The sequence below is a fragment of the Arthrobacter sp. 260 genome (assembly GCF_013116745.1).
Classification (GTDB): domain Bacteria; phylum Actinomycetota; class Actinomycetes; order Actinomycetales; family Micrococcaceae; genus Arthrobacter_D.
In genome coordinates, this window is the sequence record NZ_JABFOE010000010.1 from 47,245 (window position 1) to 63,560 (window position 16,316).

The following is a 16,316-nucleotide window of genomic DNA, read 5'->3' on the forward strand; positions in this document are numbered from 1 at the left end:
ATGGCCACCATCGCCCCGGGTCCGGCAACTCTCCCCCCGGCGCAGGCACGCCGGAAACGGTATGGCTCCGACCAGGTATCAGGCCGCCGGATGGGACTGCGGATGGCGATCGGCGCCGTCGTCGCCCTGGTGTTCCTGCTCCCCTACGTGATCATGCTCGTGGGGTCGCTGAAGACCCGCTCGGAGATCCTCGCGGTGCCGCCCGCCTACTTCCCCACCGAGGGCCTGCAGTGGAGCAACTATGTGACCATGTGGGACACCCCCGAAACACCGCTGCCCTACAACCTGGTCTCGACGATCATCATCGCCGTGTTCGCGACCCTGCTGGTGCTGCTCGTCGCCACCCCGGCGGCCTATTACACAGCGAGGTTCCGCTTCCCCGGGAAGACGGTGTTCCTGTTCCTGGTCATTGTCACCCAGATGCTGCAACCTGCAGTGCTCACCGCCGGTTTGTTCAGGGAAATGCTGGTGCTGGGGATCAACGACACCTGGCTGGCGATGATCCTGATCAACGCGGCGTTCAACCTTTCCTTCGCCCTGTGGATCATGCACAGCTTCTTCGCGGCGATTCCGAAGGAGATCGATGAGGCAGCCCAGCTGGACGGCGCAGGGAAGCTGACGGTGATGTTCCGGGTGAACCTGCCGCTGGTCTGGCCGGGCATCGTCACGGCGGTGATCTTCACCTTCGTCTCATCGTGGAACGAGTTCGCGGCGTCTCTGGTGATCATGTCAACGGCGGAGAACCAGCCGCTGTCAGTTGCGTTGACCAAGTTCATCGGTCAGTACGCCACCTCGTGGCAGTACGTGTTCGGTGTCTCGATCGTGGCGATCATTCCCGTGATCATCCTCTTCGCCTTGATCGAGAAGCGGCTGATCGGCGGCCTCACAGCAGGAGCAGTAAAGTAGCTCCTCCCCCGGTCATCCGCCGCCGCGTGTTCCGTGCTGCTTCCACTGCACTACGTTCCAGGGTGTTCCGGTAGGTTTCCCACCAGGAAAGGTCCCCGGGCGGCAGGTTGTCGTTGTGCGGCTGCAGCCCGGCCGATCCGTCGATGAGTTCCCGCACAATGTCGGCGTGCCCGGCATGACGGTTGGTCTCCGCAAGCAGATGGATCAGGATCAGGTGCAGCGTCACCGGGTTTCGGTCATCGGACCAGTGCGCAACGTGCCCGGTCGACTCAAGCGTCAGCGCGTCGATCGTCGCGTCAGCATGTGCCCACGCCCGGTGGTACAGCCCGATGATCTGCTCCCGCGACTCGTCGGCGGTGGCCCACATGTCCGCGTTCGGCTCGGCGTCGTCATCGAACCAGGGCAGAGGCTCGCCGGAGGGGCGACCGAACGTGTCGCCGAGGTAGCCGAACTCCACGCTCGCGACGTGCTTGACGAGGCCCAGCAGGTTGGTGCCGCTCGGGGTCAGCGGCCGGCGGACGTCGTACTCGGAGAGACCGTCCAGCTTCCACAGCAGGGCAGCGCGGGCCGTGCGCAGATAGCGGTGAAGATCTTCCTTGGCGGTGTCATTCGTCATGCGGCGGGTCCTCTCATCACCCAGCTCAGCGTTCTCGCCGGGTCCCGGTTCACGAGTAGTTTGGCAGTTCCTGGAGTGCCCACTCGTTGCCGTCGGGGTCGGCGAAGTACACGAACCGGCCCCACTCCATCTCCTCGACCCCGCGCGCAGATACCCCGTTGTCGGTGAGGTGCCGAAGGGCGTCATCGGCATTGGGGACGACGATCATGACCCCCTTCTGTGTCCCCGGAGCCATCTCGGTCAGCCCAGTCCCCATCACAATGGAGCAGGCGGATCCCGGTGGGGTGAGCTGGACGAACCTCAGGTTCTCATCGACCTGCTGGTCGTGATCGGCAGTGAAACCGACCTGGTCAACGTAGAAGGCTTTGGCCCGGTCAACATCTGTGACAGGGATCGGAACAACCTCAATCTTCCAGTCCATTACGCGGTCCTCTCTCGTTCCTTCGAGCCCACCCGGTGGCGGATTCTGCTTCACAGCCTAAAACCTAATGCGGTCACCTTTGGTCCGGATCCCGGGACCAAAGGTGACCGGATGGGGACAACCCGCTACACCGCGATGACTGAGAGCAGCCGCAGCTTCTCCGCTGTCTCGCTGCCCGGAACGGCCGTGTAGACGAGCAGGGAGTGGGATTGGCCCGGATCGACCAGCTGTTGACAGTGCAGTTCCAGGGCGCCCACCTCCGGGTGAATGAAGTGCTTGACGTCCCGTGGCCTCAGCCCCACTTCGTGGTCGGCCCAAAGACGGCGGAACTCGTCGCTGCGGTCAAGGAGCATCTCCGCCAGCTCAGCGGCCCGGGACTCCGGTCCCCGGTGTGCCAGGACTCCCCGCAACCCGGCGGTGAACATGCGGCTCAGGAACGAATGGTCCTCGGGGGCGTAGCGGGTCCGGACCTCGGGATTGGTGAACCACCGGTAGCCGAGGGACCTCTCCGGCCCCGTCAGCCCCGTGGTGTCCCCGGTGAGCGCCACCCCCAGCCTGGTCTGCTTCAGTGTCTCGCCCAGCTCGGTAACCAGCTCGGCGGGGGTGTCTTCCAGCCGGTCCAGGACCCGAAGGAGCCCGGGGCTGATGTGCTCACCCGTCTGTTCGCGCGTTGGCGGATTATGGCCGGCAAGCAGGAACAGGTGGTTGCGTTCGTCGCGCGAGAGGTGCAGTCCCTGAGCGATTGAGGAAAGCATCTGCTCGGACGGTTGCGGCCCCCGCTCGCGCTCGAGCCGGGCATAGTAGTCGGTCGACATGTGGCACAGGGATGCGACCTCCTCACGGCGGAGGCCAGCGGTTCGGCGTCGTTCGCCACGTGGCAGCCCCACGTCCTCGGGTTGCAGCGCCTCCCGGCGGGTCCGCAGGAACCCGGCGAGTCCGGTGCGGTCGATCACGATGATTCCTTTCGCAGCGATGTCTCATGCTAGTCACCCGGCCCAGCGGGAGCCACGGTCTGCGAATCCCCCTTTGCGCACCGGACTGGTTACCACCCCTGCCCGGAGTCTCCTGGCTGGGGAGCTCTCCCCAGCCTCGGATCGGGAGGCCCTTGTTGCGGTGCGGCCCAGGGGTGATCGTGAAGGAACACACCATCGAAGGAGCAGCACATGGCACGCACAACACCTGACCTCACCCTTCCATCACTGGCAGGAAAGCGGGTCCTGATCACCGGAGCCAGTGACGGGATGGGCCTGGGCATGGCCCGGCGCCTCGCCCAGGCCGGGGCGGAACTGATCCTGCCCGTGCGGAACCTGAGCAAGGGGGAAGCCGCCGTCGCGGGGATCCGCAGCCGGGTACCGGCTGCCACCGTGTCGCTGAGAGACCTCGACTTGTCGTCGCTGGGCTCGGTCGCCGCGCTTGGCCGGAACCTTCGCGCTGAAGGAAAGCCGATCCATATCCTCATCAACAATGCGGGAGTGATGACCCCACCGAGCCGCCAGCAGACGACCGACGGGTTTGAGCTGCAGTTCGGGACGAACCACCTGGGCCACTTCGCGCTCGTCAGCCAACTCCTGCCGCTGCTCCAGGAGGGTGGCGCAAGAGTCACCTCGCAGGTCAGCATCGCTGCCCGCCGGGGTGCCATCAACTGGGACGACGCGAATTGGAAGCACAGCTATGACGGGCAGCGGGCCTACAGCCAGTCCAAGATCGCGCTGGGCCTGTTCGGGCTCGAGCTTGATCGCCGCAGCCGGGAGGGTGGCTGGGGAATCAGCAGCAACCTCGCGCACCCCGGGGTTGCCCCCACCAACCTGCTCGCCGCCCGCCCTGAACTTGGACGGAGTTCGGACACGCCGCAGGTCCGGCTGATTCGCTGGCTCTCCGCCCATGGCCTGTTGCTCGGCACGGCGGAGACGGCGGGTCTCCCCGCACTCCTGGCGGCAACCGCTACCGTCGCCGCCGGAGCCGCGTTTTATGGCCCGAGCGGGGCGGGCCATCTGGGCGGGGCGCCTGCCGAACAGCAGCTGTACCCTCCCCTTCGCAGTGCTGAGGACGCCGCCCGGCTGTGGGAGCTCTCCGAGGAACTCACCCGGACCCGGATTCCCGCCGTCTGACTGTGCGCTGCCCGACCCTGCGCCGTTCAGTTCCCCTCCGGCGCTCAGACGATCCGGTTGCCCTGCTTCCAGACGGCGTGGGTCAGGGGCACTCCCGGGCGGTACGCCAGGTGGGTGGCCGACGGTGCGTTCAGCAACTGCAGGTCCGCCCGGTGCCCGACGGCGAGGGACCCGACCGCGCGGGCGCCGTCGTCGTCGGTCCCCGTTTCCCGGTGCAGGGCCAGCGCGCCCCCGAAGGTGGCGGCCCGGACGGCTTCGTGAACGCTGAGCCCCATCTGAAGCACTGCAGTGGTCACGCAGTAGGCCATCGAGGTGGTGTAGGAGGTGCCGGGGTTGCAGTTGGAGGCCAGCGCGATCTGGACACCGGCATCCAGCAGAGCACGCCCCGGCGCGAGGGGCTGGCGGGTGGACAGGTCGCAGGCGGGCAGGCAGCCAGCCACCGTTCCCCGGGGTCCGGTGCCGTCGTCGTACCCGGACCAGCTGTCGGCGAGGGCAGCGATGTCCGCCTCGTCCAGGTAGTTCACGTGGTCTACACTGGCGGCGCCGAACTCGACGGCGAGCTGCACCCCGGCACCGGGACCCAGCTGGTTTCCATGGACCCGCAGTCCCAGTCCCGCGTCGCGGCAGGCCGTGAGGATCTCGCGGGACTGCTCGGCGCTGAAGGCTCCGCGCTCACAGAACACGTCGGCCCAGCTGACGTACGGGCGGACGGCGTCGAGCATGGGACCGCAGACCAGACGGACATACTGGTCGGGGTCAATCCCTGCGGGAATCAGATGCGCCCCGAGGTACGTCACCTCGTCGACGACGCCGGCGGCGATGCGGGCGCTGCGCCCCTCGTGCTCGACGTCGAGCCCGTACCCCGTCTTGGTTTCCAGGTAGGTGGTGCCGCCCGCGTTCGCTTCGGCGACCCGGCCGAGGAGCAGTCGGGTGAGGTCGTAATCGGACGTAGTGCGGGTCGCGTCAGTGGTGACGGCGATACCGCCGGCGGCGTAGTCCTGGCCCGCCATCCGCGCCTCGAATTCGGCGGTGCGGTCCCCCGCGAAGACCAGATGGGTGTGGCTGTCCACCCAGCCCGGAAGCCCTGCCCGGCCCTGCGCATCGATCATGTCGTCGGCGGCTGGCGCATCGGCTGCCGCGCCAATCCAGCTGATCCGTTCTCCCTCGAACACCACCGCGGCGTTCCGCAGGACCGTGTGTTCACGGTCCTGGGTGGTGAGTTCACCGATGTTGGTGATCACGAGGCTCATGCGTTTCCTTTCAGGGCAGCGGCCAGCAGTCCGGCCGGGTCGCCGAGTGCGAGATGGTGTCCGTCGCGCGCCACCAGATGACCGGCGACGACCACGGCTGTCACATCCGCGGCGGTGGCGGTGAGGGGTAACTGGGCGGGGCTGGAGCCGATGGTGCGCAGCGACGCCGGGTTGATACTGACCAGGTCGCAGGGTCGACCGACCTCGATGGCGGAGACGGGGGTGGCCATCGAGTGGGTGGCCCCGGTGGTGGCGGCGTTGAGCAGGTCTGCGGGGCTGAACCGTCCGCGCAGGCCCGAACCGAGCCGTTCCCCATGTTCGAGGGCCCGCATTTCCAGCCAGGGGTCGATCACCGCGTGCTGGTCGGTGCCGAGCGCGATCCGCGCTCCGGCGTCCTGCAGCGCCCGGGCGGGGCCGATCCCGTCGGCAAGGTCCGCCTCGGTGGTGGGACACAGGACTGCTGTGGTCCCGGCGCCTCCCAACAGGGCGATGTCCTCAGCGGTGAGATGAGTGGCGTGGACGACGCTTAATCGGTCGGAGAGCAATCCGTGCCGGTGCAGCAGTCCGGCCGGTGTGGTGCCATAGTGCTTTTCGCAGTCCGCGTTCTCGGCGGGCTGCTCGGACAGGTGGATGTGGAGTGGGACATCGGTGGGGAGGCCTGCGGCGAGGATGCGCAGGGCTGTTTCAGGCACCGCCCGGACCGAATGCAGGGCTGCCCCGACGGTCACGAGGTCCGGGTCGAAGTGTTCGGCAATAGTCCGGCGCAGGTCGGCGAACCGCTCCAGCCAGGCCGCCGCGTCGGCGTCGCCGAACCGTTCCTGATCGGGAGACAGCGGTGTTCCGATGCCGCCGGCGAGGTAGCAGGTGTCCAGCAGCGTCAACCGGATTCCGGCAGCGATCGCGGCGCGGCACAGGGCCAGCTCCATGGCATGCGGGCCGTCCCCGGTCGCCCCGTAGGGCTCACCACCGGGCTGGTGGTGTACGTAGTGGAATTCGGCGACGCTGGTCCAGCCAGTGACCACCATCTCGGCGAAGACCGCAGTGGCGAGCCGTTCGTAGCTGGCGGGGGTCAGCGTTCCGGCGGCGCGGTACATCTCCTCACGCCACACCCAGAAGTCACCGCCGCCGTCGTGGGTCCGTCCCCGGAGCACCCGGTGGAACGCGTGCGAGTGGGCGTTGGCGGCGGCGGGGAACACCACACCGGTGAGGTCCCTGTTGTCCTCCGGTGCGGCGTCAACGCCGCAAGTCACGCCGGTAATGGTGCCTGAGTCATCGGTTTCAATGCGGACCCGCTGTTGGATCCCCCGTCCGGCCACCCAGGCCTGTTCACACCAGAACGTCGTCACAGCAGGTCTTCCAGCACGTCGGCGAGCGCCGTGGCTGCGAGGTTGGCGTCGTCGCGTTCGACGTACTCTTCCGGCGAGTGGCTGATGCCGGTCGGGTTGCGGATGTACACCATGGCCGAGGGGACGTAACCGGCCAGCACACCGGCGTCGTGCCCGGCACCGGTGGGCAGGGCTGGTACCGGGTTCCCGTCGTTCGACCGGCGCAGCGAGTTCTGCAGCTGGCGCTGCAGGGGTGCATCGAAGTGGACGGTGCTGCTGAAGGATTCTTCAGTCAGTGTCACTGCGCACCCCTCGAACGCTGCTGCCTTCTGGGCCTGACCGTGGATCGACTCGACGAGGGCAGCAGTGACGGCATCGTCGGGGTGGCGGACGTCGAGCCACAGGTCGACGCGCGAGGCGATGACGTTGGTGCCGCCCGGGACTGGCTGCAGCCGTCCGACGGTAGCGCGGGCGTCATCCTGTGCTGCGGCGATCCGGCGGATGGCCAGGATAATCTGTGCGGCGACGACCATCGGGTCGGCGCGGTCTGCCATCAGGGTGGTGCCGGCGTGGTTGCCCTGACCTGCAACGCTCAGCCGCCACCGTCCGTGCCCGAGGATGGAGGAGCCGACGCCGACCGGTGCGTCCTGGTCGATCAGAGCCCGGCCCTGCTCGACGTGGAGTTCAACGAAGTCGCCGATGGTCCGGAGGCCGTCCTCGTCGCGGCCGAGACGTGCCGGGTCCAGTCCGTTCGCTCGGCTGACGTCGGCGAAGGTGTTGCCGTCGGTGTCCTTGAGGTTCCGCACCTTATCGGCGTCGATGGCACCGGTGAGGAGCCGCGATCCGAGGCAGGCCACCCCGAACCGGGAGCCTTCCTCCTCCGGGAAGACGGTCACGGCGAGGGAGCGTCGCGGCTCGACGCCCCGTTCCTTCAGGACGTCGACGGCGGCGAGCGCAGCGCTCACGCCGAGCGGTCCGTCGAACGCCCCGCCACCGGGCACCGAATCGAGGTGGCTTCCGGTGACCAGCGCGCCGGTCCGGTCCCCCGCTCCTGCATCCCACCAGCCCCACATGATCCCGTTGCGATCGGTGCTGACCTCGAGGCCACGCTGGGAGGCTTCGGCGGTGAACCAGTCGCGCAGCTCAAGCTCGGCCCCGGAAAACACCGGCCGGGAGTACCCACCCCGATGGGAATCACGTCCGACGCCGGAAATCGACGCGAGCATGCTACTAACGGTATTCATCGATTTCTCCACCATCTAATCTCCATGCCAACAGGGTTGAGCAGGGGGCCGGAGGCCGCCTGCCGTGTAGGCGAGTTGGATTTCCGGTAGCGAGGAACGAGCCAGCGGAAATCTTTGTCGAGCCGGCGGCAGGGGGCCGGAGGCCCCACACCCCAGAAGAGTCAGTCTGCCATGGGGATGCGGACTCCACGCTCTGCCGCGACGTCGGATGCCCGCTGGTATCCGGCGTCGACGTGGCGGATCACGCCCATCCCGGGGTCGTTGGTGAGCAGCCGTTCCAGTTTCTCGGCGGCGAGCGGTGTCCCGTCGGCCACTGACACCTGGCCGGCGTGGATGGACCGGCCAATGCCCACTCCTCCACCGTGGTGGATAGACACCCAGGTGGCACCGGAGGAGGTGTTGAGCAGGGCGTTGAGCAGGGGCCAGTCGGCGACGGCGTCGGAGCCGTCGGCCATCGCCTCGGTCTCCCGGTAGGGTGAGGCCACCGATCCGGAGTCGAGGTGGTCGCGGCCGATCACGATGGGCGCTGACACCTTGCCGTCGGCGACGAGCTGGTTGAACATCTTCCCGGCCTTGGCCCGGTCGCCGTAGCCGAGCCAGCAGATCCGCGCGGGCAGGCCCTCAAACTCGACCAGATCACCGGCGGCGTCGAGCCAGCGGTGCAGGTGGGCGTTCTCGGGGAACAGTTCCTTCAGCGCCGCGTCGGTGACGGCGATGTCGGCCGGGTCGCCGGAGAGCGCCACCCAGCGGAACGGACCCATACCTTCGCAGAACAGCGGCCGGATGTACGCGGGGACGAAGCCGGGAAACTCGAACGCCCGCGGGTAGCCGCCCTGCCGGGCTTCGTCACGGATGGAGTTGCCGTAGTCGAAGACCTCGGCGCCGGCGTCCTGGAAACCGACCATCGCCTCCACATGGTGGGCCATGGAGGTCTGCGCCTTCTTGGTGAAACCGTCGGGATCGCCCTTCGCCTCGCGGTCCCACTCGTCAGTGGACACTCCCTCGGGGAGGTAGCTCAGCGGGTCATGGGCGGAGGTCTGGTCGGTGACGATGTCGATGGTGAGCTCGCCGGCCAGGTGGCGGCGGAGCAACTCCGGGAAGACTTCGGCAGCATTACCGACGACGCCGACCGACAGGGCGCGCTTCTCCTCCTTGGCGGCCAGCACCTGGCGCAGGCCGTCCTCAAGGTCGGTGGCGACGACGTCGAGGTAGCGTTTCGCGGCGCGGCGCTCCAGCCGGGACCGCTCGACGTCGACAATCAGCACCGCGCCACCGTTCAGGGTGACGGCGAGCGGCTGGGCACCACCCATGCCGCCGCAGCCGGCGGTCAGGGTCAGCGTCCCGGCCAGCGTAGCCGTCGGGGATTTGAACAGCTTGCGGGCAATCGCCGCGAACGTCTCGTAGGTGCCCTGCAGGATGCCCTGCGTGCCGATGTAGATCCAGGAGCCGGCAGTCATCTGCCCGTACATCATCAGACCTTCGGCTTCGAGCTTGCGGAACTCGGGCCAGGTGGCCCAGTCCCCCACCAGGTTGGAGTTGGCCAGCAGTACCCTCGGCGCCCATTTGTTGGTGCGGAAGATACCGACGGGTTTCCCCGACTGCACCAGCAGCGTCTCATCATCCTCGAGGTCCTCCAGGGACCTGACGATGGCGTCGTAGGCTTCCCAGCTGCGCGCGGCACGGCCGGTTCCGCCGTAGACCACCAGGTCCTCGGGCCGTTCGGCCACCTCGGGGTCGAGGTTGTTCATCAGCATCCGCAGGGGTGCCTCGGTCTGCCAGCTCTTGGCGGTGAGTGTGGTGCCGCGGGCGGCACGGATGGAGCGGGAGGGGTCGTGCTGGGTGAATGAGGTGCTCATGCGGATTCTCCGTCGATGGTGAGGTGTCCCGGATGGGTGGGGGTAGTGGAAGTGTTGAGGATGCCCGATGCTTCGCCGGCGACCAGTTGGCCCAGGATTTCGGCCTGGTGCTCACTGATGCGGTAGCTGGGGACCACCACGCTCAGCGAGGCGGCAATCCGGTCCCCGATCATGACGGGTGCGGCGACGGCCGTGACATCGGGTTCGACGCCGTTGCGGACCACCACGTAGCCGCAGGCGGGTGCCTCTCCGGCCAGCACCCTGCCGGCCGCAGTGCCGGTGAGCGGAATACGCCGGCCCACCCAGCTGGTGTGCCTGACTGAGTGGGTGCCTTCACGGACGGCGATGTAGATGCCGTGCCCGTCGTCGGCGGGGACGTTGAGGTAGGCGGACTCCCCCGTGCCGGCCACCAGCCGGTCCAGGGCTGCACCTGACAGCGACACGAGGGATTCGTGGCTGAGCGCCTGGGCACCGAGCTGCACGATGCGCATGCCGGGGCGGTAGCCGTCGTCGTCCTTCCTGACGAAACCGGTGGCTTCGAGGGTGCGCAGCAGGCGCAGGGCTGTGGACGCGGAGAGCGACGCGTCGCGGGCGGCGTCGGCCAGGCTGACCGCTCCCCTGTCGCAGACGGCGCCCAGGAGCAGGAGCGCACGCTCCACGGTACGGGTCGATGTGTCGGCCATGCGGTGTGCCTCCTTCTACGGGTGACTCGGTGCGGTGGGTCTTGCATTGCAGGACGTAATGCATTTCACTTATTGAAACGCTCTTTTCATTCATTGGCAAGACTTAGTGTGGAAGCGGGTCCGCAGGTGGGCACCAGTCAGACAGTCAACGTGGGCGTCGGAGCCCTCCGGCCCGACGACGTCGTCGCGGTGGCACGGCACGGCGCGAGGGTCGAGATCCTTCAGGAGTCGATCACCGCGATGGAAGCCTCCCGACAGGTGATTGAGGACCTCGTCAACGACCCCATGCCCCACTACGGCGTGTCCACCGGCTTCGGTGCCCTGGCGACCACCCACATTCCGGTGGCCCAGCGCACCCAGTTGCAGCGGAGCCTGATCCGCAGCCACGCTGCCTCTTCAGGCGCGGAGGTGGATCGCGAGGTTGTCCGCGGGCTGATGCTCGGCCGACTCTCCACCATGGCCACCGGCCGGACCGGCGTCCGTCCCCTCGTGGCGCAGACCTACGCGGCCCTCCTCAACGCGGGTATCACCCCGGTCATCGGCGAGTACGGCTCGCTGGGTTGCTCCGGCGATCTGGCCCCGCTGTCGCATATTGCCCTGGCCCTGATGGGCGAGGGTGACGTGCGCGACGACGACGGCGTCCTCCGTCCCGCCAGCGAGGCGCTCGCCGCAGCCGGGATCACTCCGGTGGAGCTCCGCGAAAAGGAAGGGCTGGCCCTGATCAACGGCACCGACGGCATGCTCGGCATGCTGATTCTGGCGTCCGCTGACCTTCACCGCTTGCTGAAAACTGCAGATCTTGCGGCAGCCATGAGCGTCGAGGGGCTGCTCGGCACTGACGGCGTGTTCGCCGCGGACCTCCATGCGCTGCGGCCCCATCCGGGCCAGATCTCGTCGGCCGCCAACATCCGCCATCTGCTGGACGGGTCACCGCTGATCCAGGCGCACTCCGCTTCAGAGCTCAGCGCCCACCGCAGCACCCGGGTCCAGGACGCGTACTCGCTGCGTTGCGCGCCGCAGGTGCACGGGGCAGCCCGTTCCACCCTCGCCCATGTCGAGTCGGTGGCGGCCATTGAACTGGCGTCGGCGATCGACAATCCAGTGGTCACTGTCGACGGCCGGGTCGAGTCCAATGGCAACTTCCACGGCGCCCCCGTGGGTTACGCGCTGGACTTCCTCGCCATCGCCGTCGCCGATGTGGCCTCCATGAGCGAGCGCCGCACCGACCGATTCCTCGATAAGGCCCGCAGCCATGGGTTGAACCCCTTCCTGGCGCACGACCCAGGGGTCGATTCCGGCCACATGATCGCCCAGTACACGCAGGCCGGGATTGTGTCGGAGCTTAAGCGGCTCGCGAATCCCGCGTCGGTGGATTCGATCCCCTCCTCGGCCATGCAGGAGGACCACGTCTCCATGGGGTGGGCGGCCGGACTGAAACTCCGGCGGGCCCTCGATGGCCTGACCCGGGTCCTGGCGATCGAAATCCTGACGGCCGCCCGCGCGCTGGACATGCGCGATGGCGGCCTGGCCACCTCCCGCAGTGCGGTGGCCATCCACGCGGCACGGACGGTGGTCCGCGAGGTGGTTGAGGGACCGGATACCGACCGCTACCTCGCCCCCGAGATCGAAGCGGTGCGGGTACTGGTCGACAACGGTTCGCTGGTCACCGCCGTGCAGGAAGCCCTGGGCGGACCCCTGGCCTAGGCTGTTCAGCGGGCTTGTAGGCCGCTACCACCGGTGGGCGACGTCGACCACCAGCCGTGAGGCAGTGCCCGGGCCGTCCAGGGTGAACACCCTGAAGGGCAGTCGGGCACGCACACCGAGTCCGAAGGTGGACTGTCCTTCGAAGCTGCCGGCAGACGCGAGCTGGCGGAAGGTGGCGTACCCGGCCAGGTTGACCAGTTCCGACGGGTTGGCTGGCCGATACGTGGCGTTGCCAAACCTGTCGTAGCTCGGTGCCTTGACGATGACCCGCAGGAAAGCCCCACCGCGCAACGGGATGAGCTGGCCACTTCCGTCAGCCCTCACTGCGCTGACATATTCGACCCGGTACCCTGCACCCTTCCCTCGGATGTCGACCACCATCCGGTCAAAGCAGGGGTGCTGTCCCGCCCTCACATTCGTGATGGGCGCAGTGGTCATCGGCGCACTGGTTTTCGCCAGCGAGCCCCAGGTTATACCGCAGTACGGCGCTGCCGTGGCAGCGGTTGGAACCACCAGTCCCAGACCGAGCACCAGCAGGAATGCTGCCAGCAACGCGCCAAGTTTTTTCATCATGCACCCCTCATGGGTTGTGGATTTGATGAATCAATGATATTGCGACGACGGCAGTAAAGCACCGGACGGAAACTCTCTGACCCCGAACCGTTACGTGGGTCTCGGTGCGATCTGTGGATCTTGACCACGGCACCGTGTTGCTAGCCTTGGACAAACCCGCCAAAGGAGATCCAGCCAGTGAGTGTCGCCCCAGTACGCAAGCCCAAGCCTCAGTCCATCCTGACCGTCCAGCGCACCGAGTGGCTGTCTCCGGCCATGGTGCGGGTAGTTGCCGGCGGGGATGGGTTCGCCTCGTTTGGCCGTAATGACTTCACCGACCGGTATGTGAAAATCCACTTCGCCAAACCCGAGCTGGGGCTGGTGCCGCCGTACGACCACCAGGCGCTCCGTGAAACCCTCGCCCCTGCCGACCTCCCGGTCACCCGGACCTATACCGTCCGTTGGGTGGACTATGCGGCCCAGGAGCTGGCCATCGACTTTGTGGTGCATGGCGACGAGGGTCTCGCCGGACCGTGGGCGGCATCGGCCCAGCCCGGTGACACCCTGGTGGTGGCGGGGCCCGGTGGCGGCTACTCTCCCAACCCGGAGGCCGACTGGTACCTTTACGCCGCCGACGAAACGGCACTGCCCGCGGTGGCCGCCGCCCTGGAGTCACTGCCCGCCGACGCCGTCGGGATGGCCTTCCTTGAGGTGGAGGATGAGCCGGACCGTCTGGATCTCACTGCCCCGTCCGGCGTCGAACTTGTCTGGCTGTACCGTCGCGGGGCGACGGCGGGGACCCTCCTGGCCGCTGCCCTCCAGCAAGCCTCCTGGCGTGAGGGCCGGGTGCACGTCTTTGCCCACGGCGAGCGGGAATCGATGAAGCAGTTACGGGATGTGTTCTTCGTCAAGCACGGTCTGGAGCGCAGCCAGGTATCGCTGTCCGGCTATTGGGCGCTGGGCCGCACCGAAGACCGGTTCCAGGCAGAGAAGAAAGAACCGGTCGGCAAGATCCTCGACTGAGGTCCGTTTACCCGCGACGCTCAGGTGGCCGGCAGTGGTTCGGGCCGGGGTCGGCGCTGCAGCCTGCCCATCACCGGTTCGACCAGGCGGGCAGCGACCGGTCCGAGGACCGCTGTCAGGAGCACGTAGGCAGTGGCCAGGGCGGCAAGCTCCCCGGTGATCGCCCCCGACGCGACCGCCAGGCCCGCGATCACGATCGAGAACTCGCCGCGGGCGATCAGGGCGACGCCGGCCCGTGCCCGTCCCAGCCGTCCCACCCCGTGCTGGCGGGCTGCCCACCAGCCGGTAGCAATCTTGGTGGTCGACGTGATGAGGACCAGGAGGATCGCGATCCCGAGCACCGGGGGGATGGTCGCCGGGTCGGTGTTCAGCCCGAACACCACGAAGAAGATCGCGGCGAACAGGTCACGCAGTGGTTCGAGGAGCCGGGTGGCGTTGGTCGCTGTGGCCCCCGAGATGGCGATGCCGAGGAGGAAGGCCCCCACGGCCGCCGATACCTGCATCGCTGCCGCGACTCCCGCCACCAAGAGCGCGGCACCGAGCACTGTGAGGAGGAAGACCTCGCGGTCCTTGCTGTCCACAATCGCCGAGACCACGTTCCCGAACCGCAGGGCAACGATGAGCACCACGGTGACCACCACCAGCGAGATTCCGACCGCCTGCATCCCGCCGGCAAAGCTGGCGCCGGCGAGGACAGTGGTCAGGATGGGCAGGTACACGGCCATGGCAAGGTCTTCGAATACCAGCAGGGACAGGATGACAGGGGTTTCCCGGTTGCCCAGTCGATCCAGATCGGTCAGTACCTTCGCCACGATTCCCGACGACGAAATGTAGGTGACGCCGCCCATCACCATGGCACCCACCGGCCCCCAGCCGAGGAGGAGCGCCACCACAGCGCCGGGGGTGAAGTTCAGGACTATGTCGAGGACACCGGCCAGCCACGACTGCCGGAGCCCGGTAACCAATTCCTTGGCCGTGTACTCAAGGCCCAGCATGAGCAGCAGCAGGATCACGCCGATCTCGCTGGCAATTTCGCTGAACTCGTTCAGGCCCTCCAGTTCAATGAAACCGCCGTGCCCGAAGAAAAGCCCGCCCAGCAGGTAGAGCGGGATGGGTGAGAGGCCGATCCGTCCAGCAAGACGCCCCAGGATGCCGAGGCAAAAGAACACAGCCCCCAGTTCGATCAGCGTCAGCGCACTACCGGCCTCCAAGCCGGACTCAGCCGCCGCCGAGGATTTCGGCGGCCGCTTCCAGACCGTCCGACGTTCCGACGGCGACCAGGAGGTCCCCGGTCTGCAGGGTGAAATCGGGGTTCGGCGAGGGTTCAACCTTGCCGTCGCGCAGCGCCGCCACCACTGAGGCGCCGGTGCGGGTTCTCATCCTGGTGTCTCCGAGGCGGTACCCCTCGAACGGTGAACCGCGGGTAATAAGGAATTGCCGGGTGTTCACCCCTGGTAGATCACGGTGTTCCTCGGTCAGCTGGGCCACCAACTGGTGGGCACCGAGCAGGTTACCGAGTGTCGCGGCTTCGTCGGCGGTGAGCGGGACGGATACGAGGCAGGCGTCCGGGTCGTCCTGCCGGGAGATGATGAGCGCGGTCTCACCGTCGCGCTGTGTGACAGTTCCAATGCGGCGCCCGGAGGACGTCACAATGTCCTTGCGCATGCCGATTCCCGGCAGCGGCGTTTTGTCGACCTTCATGGTTCAATTCTAGACCTTGGCAGCGACATTCCACCCGGGGCGAACGGCCGCCTGTGCCCCGCCCTGTTCAGCCGATGGGGTGGGCCGGTTGCCGTGGGTCTCCCCTTACGGGGATAGTGGGTGGGTGCATGAGCATTGCGTATGAAAGGCGCCGAATGATCGAGATCCTGAGCCCCACCGAGCTGACCCGTGCCAGGGATACGGGCGCCCTGGTGGCCGACATTCTGCAAACAATGAAAAGCCGCGCCACGGTGGGGACTAACCTGTTGGATATTGACGCGTGGACGAAGACGATGATCGCCGACGCCGGAGCACAGTCCTGCTACGTTGATTACGCGCCCTCCTTCGGCCGCGGCCCGTTTGGGCACTACATCTGCACGGCCGTCAATGACGCAGTGCTTCATGGGCTCCCCCACGATTACGCACTCGCTGATGGGGATCTACTGACGCTCGATCTGGCGGTCTCCAAGCGCGGCATCGCAGCGGACTCGGCGATCAGTTTCATCGTGGGTGATGCGCGTCCCGCGGAAAGCGTCGCCATGATCAGCACCACCGAGCAGGCCCTGCGCGCGGGGATCGCCGCAGCCGGTCCCGGCGCGCGCATCGGCGACCTCTCGCATGCCATCGGGGCGGTGCTCAGCGACGCCGGTTACCCCATCAACACCGAGTTCGGTGGCCATGGGATAGGTTCGACAATGCACCAGGACCCCCACATTCCCAACACCGGGCGGCCGGGCCGCGGCTACGTGCTGCGCCCCGGGCTGCTGCTCGCGCTCGAGCCTTGGATCATGGCGGACACCGCAACCCTGCTCACCGACGCCGATGGATGGACGCTTCGCAGCGCCACGGGTTGTCGGACCGCGCACAGCGAGCACACGATCGCCATCACCGATGATGGAGCCGAGATTCTCACCCTTCCCCGCTAAC

Annotated in this window: 16 protein-coding genes; 5 read left to right on the plus strand and 11 right to left on the minus strand. The window is 67.3% G+C overall.

The features are described 5' to 3' along the window. Window positions 1-906 carry a carbohydrate ABC transporter permease gene (locus HMI57_RS12330; protein ID WP_205207958.1) on the plus strand — a complete coding sequence of 302 codons (906 nt, stop codon included), beginning with the start codon at window positions 1-3 and terminating at the stop codon, window positions 904-906. Here HMI57_RS12330 and HMI57_RS12335 read toward each other — a convergent pair. The 3 genes from HMI57_RS12335 to HMI57_RS12345 all read right to left on the minus strand — a co-directional run bounded on the left by HMI57_RS12335 (window position 884) and on the right by HMI57_RS12345 (window position 2,896). Beyond that, window positions 884-1,522: a DinB family protein gene (locus HMI57_RS12335; protein WP_171586309.1), complete on the minus strand. Its 639-nt coding sequence runs from the start codon at window positions 1,520-1,522 to the stop codon at window positions 884-886. The two genes, HMI57_RS12330 and HMI57_RS12335, sit on opposite strands and share 23 nt — an antisense overlap. 49 nt (window positions 1,523-1,571) lie before the next feature. Further along, complete coding sequence (locus HMI57_RS12340; protein ID WP_171586310.1) at window positions 1,572-1,943, minus strand: glyoxalase superfamily protein; 372 nt, start codon at window positions 1,941-1,943, stop codon at window positions 1,572-1,574. Window positions 1,944-2,068: 125 nt separating this feature from the next. Then, window positions 2,069-2,896, minus strand: coding sequence for a helix-turn-helix domain-containing protein (locus HMI57_RS12345; protein ID WP_171586311.1), 828 nt, complete (start codon window positions 2,894-2,896; stop codon window positions 2,069-2,071). Between the two features lie 210 nt (window positions 2,897-3,106). On the opposite strand from HMI57_RS12345, the gene HMI57_RS12350 reads away from it, so the two are divergent. Next, entirely contained in the window at window positions 3,107-4,051 is a 945-nt protein-coding gene (locus tag HMI57_RS12350; protein ID WP_171586312.1) for an SDR family oxidoreductase, read from the plus strand. 44 nt (window positions 4,052-4,095) lie between these two features. On the opposite strand, the gene HMI57_RS12355 is transcribed toward HMI57_RS12350, so the two are convergent. From HMI57_RS12355 to HMI57_RS12375, 5 genes are all read right to left on the minus strand, one after another. After that, a complete protein-coding gene (locus HMI57_RS12355; protein ID WP_171586313.1) occupies window positions 4,096-5,301 on the minus strand; it encodes an amidohydrolase family protein in 1,206 nt (401 codons plus the stop codon). After that, window positions 5,298-6,647 carry a formimidoylglutamate deiminase gene (locus tag HMI57_RS12360; RefSeq protein WP_171586314.1) on the minus strand — a complete coding sequence of 450 codons (1,350 nt, stop codon included), beginning with the start codon at window positions 6,645-6,647 and terminating at the stop codon, window positions 5,298-5,300. The genes HMI57_RS12355 and HMI57_RS12360 overlap by 4 nt, the downstream gene beginning before the upstream one ends. Then, window positions 6,644-7,870, minus strand: coding sequence for an allantoate amidohydrolase (locus tag HMI57_RS12365; RefSeq protein ID WP_171586315.1), 1,227 nt, complete (start codon window positions 7,868-7,870; stop codon window positions 6,644-6,646). Before HMI57_RS12365 ends, HMI57_RS12360 begins: the two co-directional genes overlap by 4 nt. A 161-nt stretch (window positions 7,871-8,031) precedes the next feature. After that, window positions 8,032-9,726 (minus strand): urocanate hydratase, encoded by a 1,695-nt coding sequence (gene hutU / locus HMI57_RS12370; RefSeq protein ID WP_171586316.1) that lies wholly within the window; start codon window positions 9,724-9,726, stop codon window positions 8,032-8,034. Next, the gene (locus HMI57_RS12375; RefSeq protein ID WP_171586317.1) at window positions 9,723-10,409 is read right to left on the minus strand and encodes an IclR family transcriptional regulator; all 687 of its coding nucleotides are present in this window, start codon (window positions 10,407-10,409) and stop codon (window positions 9,723-9,725) included. Before HMI57_RS12375 ends, hutU begins: the two co-directional genes overlap by 4 nt. Before the next feature lie 126 nt (window positions 10,410-10,535). On the opposite strand from HMI57_RS12375, the gene hutH reads away from it, so the two are divergent. Next, a complete protein-coding gene (hutH, locus tag HMI57_RS12380; protein WP_171586318.1) occupies window positions 10,536-12,113 on the plus strand; it encodes a histidine ammonia-lyase in 1,578 nt (525 codons plus the stop codon). A gap of 24 nt (window positions 12,114-12,137) precedes the next feature. Here the strand turns inward: hutH and HMI57_RS12385 are convergent, their stop codons facing one another. After that, complete coding sequence (locus HMI57_RS12385; protein ID WP_171586319.1) at window positions 12,138-12,683, minus strand: hypothetical protein; 546 nt, start codon at window positions 12,681-12,683, stop codon at window positions 12,138-12,140. 180 nt (window positions 12,684-12,863) lie between these two features. Between HMI57_RS12385 and HMI57_RS12390 the strand changes: the two genes are divergently transcribed. Next, complete coding sequence (locus HMI57_RS12390; RefSeq protein ID WP_171586320.1) at window positions 12,864-13,688, plus strand: SIP domain-containing protein; 825 nt, start codon at window positions 12,864-12,866, stop codon at window positions 13,686-13,688. A gap of 20 nt (window positions 13,689-13,708) precedes the next feature. Here HMI57_RS12390 and HMI57_RS12395 read toward each other — a convergent pair whose 3' ends face one another. Both HMI57_RS12395 and HMI57_RS12400 read right to left on the minus strand, forming a co-directional pair. Then, window positions 13,709-14,899 carry a cation:proton antiporter gene (locus tag HMI57_RS12395; RefSeq protein ID WP_171586321.1) on the minus strand — a complete coding sequence of 397 codons (1,191 nt, stop codon included), beginning with the start codon at window positions 14,897-14,899 and terminating at the stop codon, window positions 13,709-13,711. Window positions 14,900-14,906: 7 nt separating this feature from the next. Continuing rightward, complete coding sequence (locus tag HMI57_RS12400; RefSeq protein WP_171586322.1) at window positions 14,907-15,389, minus strand: cation:proton antiporter regulatory subunit; 483 nt, start codon at window positions 15,387-15,389, stop codon at window positions 14,907-14,909. 155 nt (window positions 15,390-15,544) lie between these two features. Between HMI57_RS12400 and map the strand changes: the two genes are divergently transcribed. Continuing rightward, the gene (gene map / locus HMI57_RS12405) at window positions 15,545-16,315 is read left to right on the plus strand and encodes a type I methionyl aminopeptidase (RefSeq protein WP_171586323.1); all 771 of its coding nucleotides are present in this window, start codon (window positions 15,545-15,547) and stop codon (window positions 16,313-16,315) included. Window position 16,316: the final 1 nt, after the last annotated feature.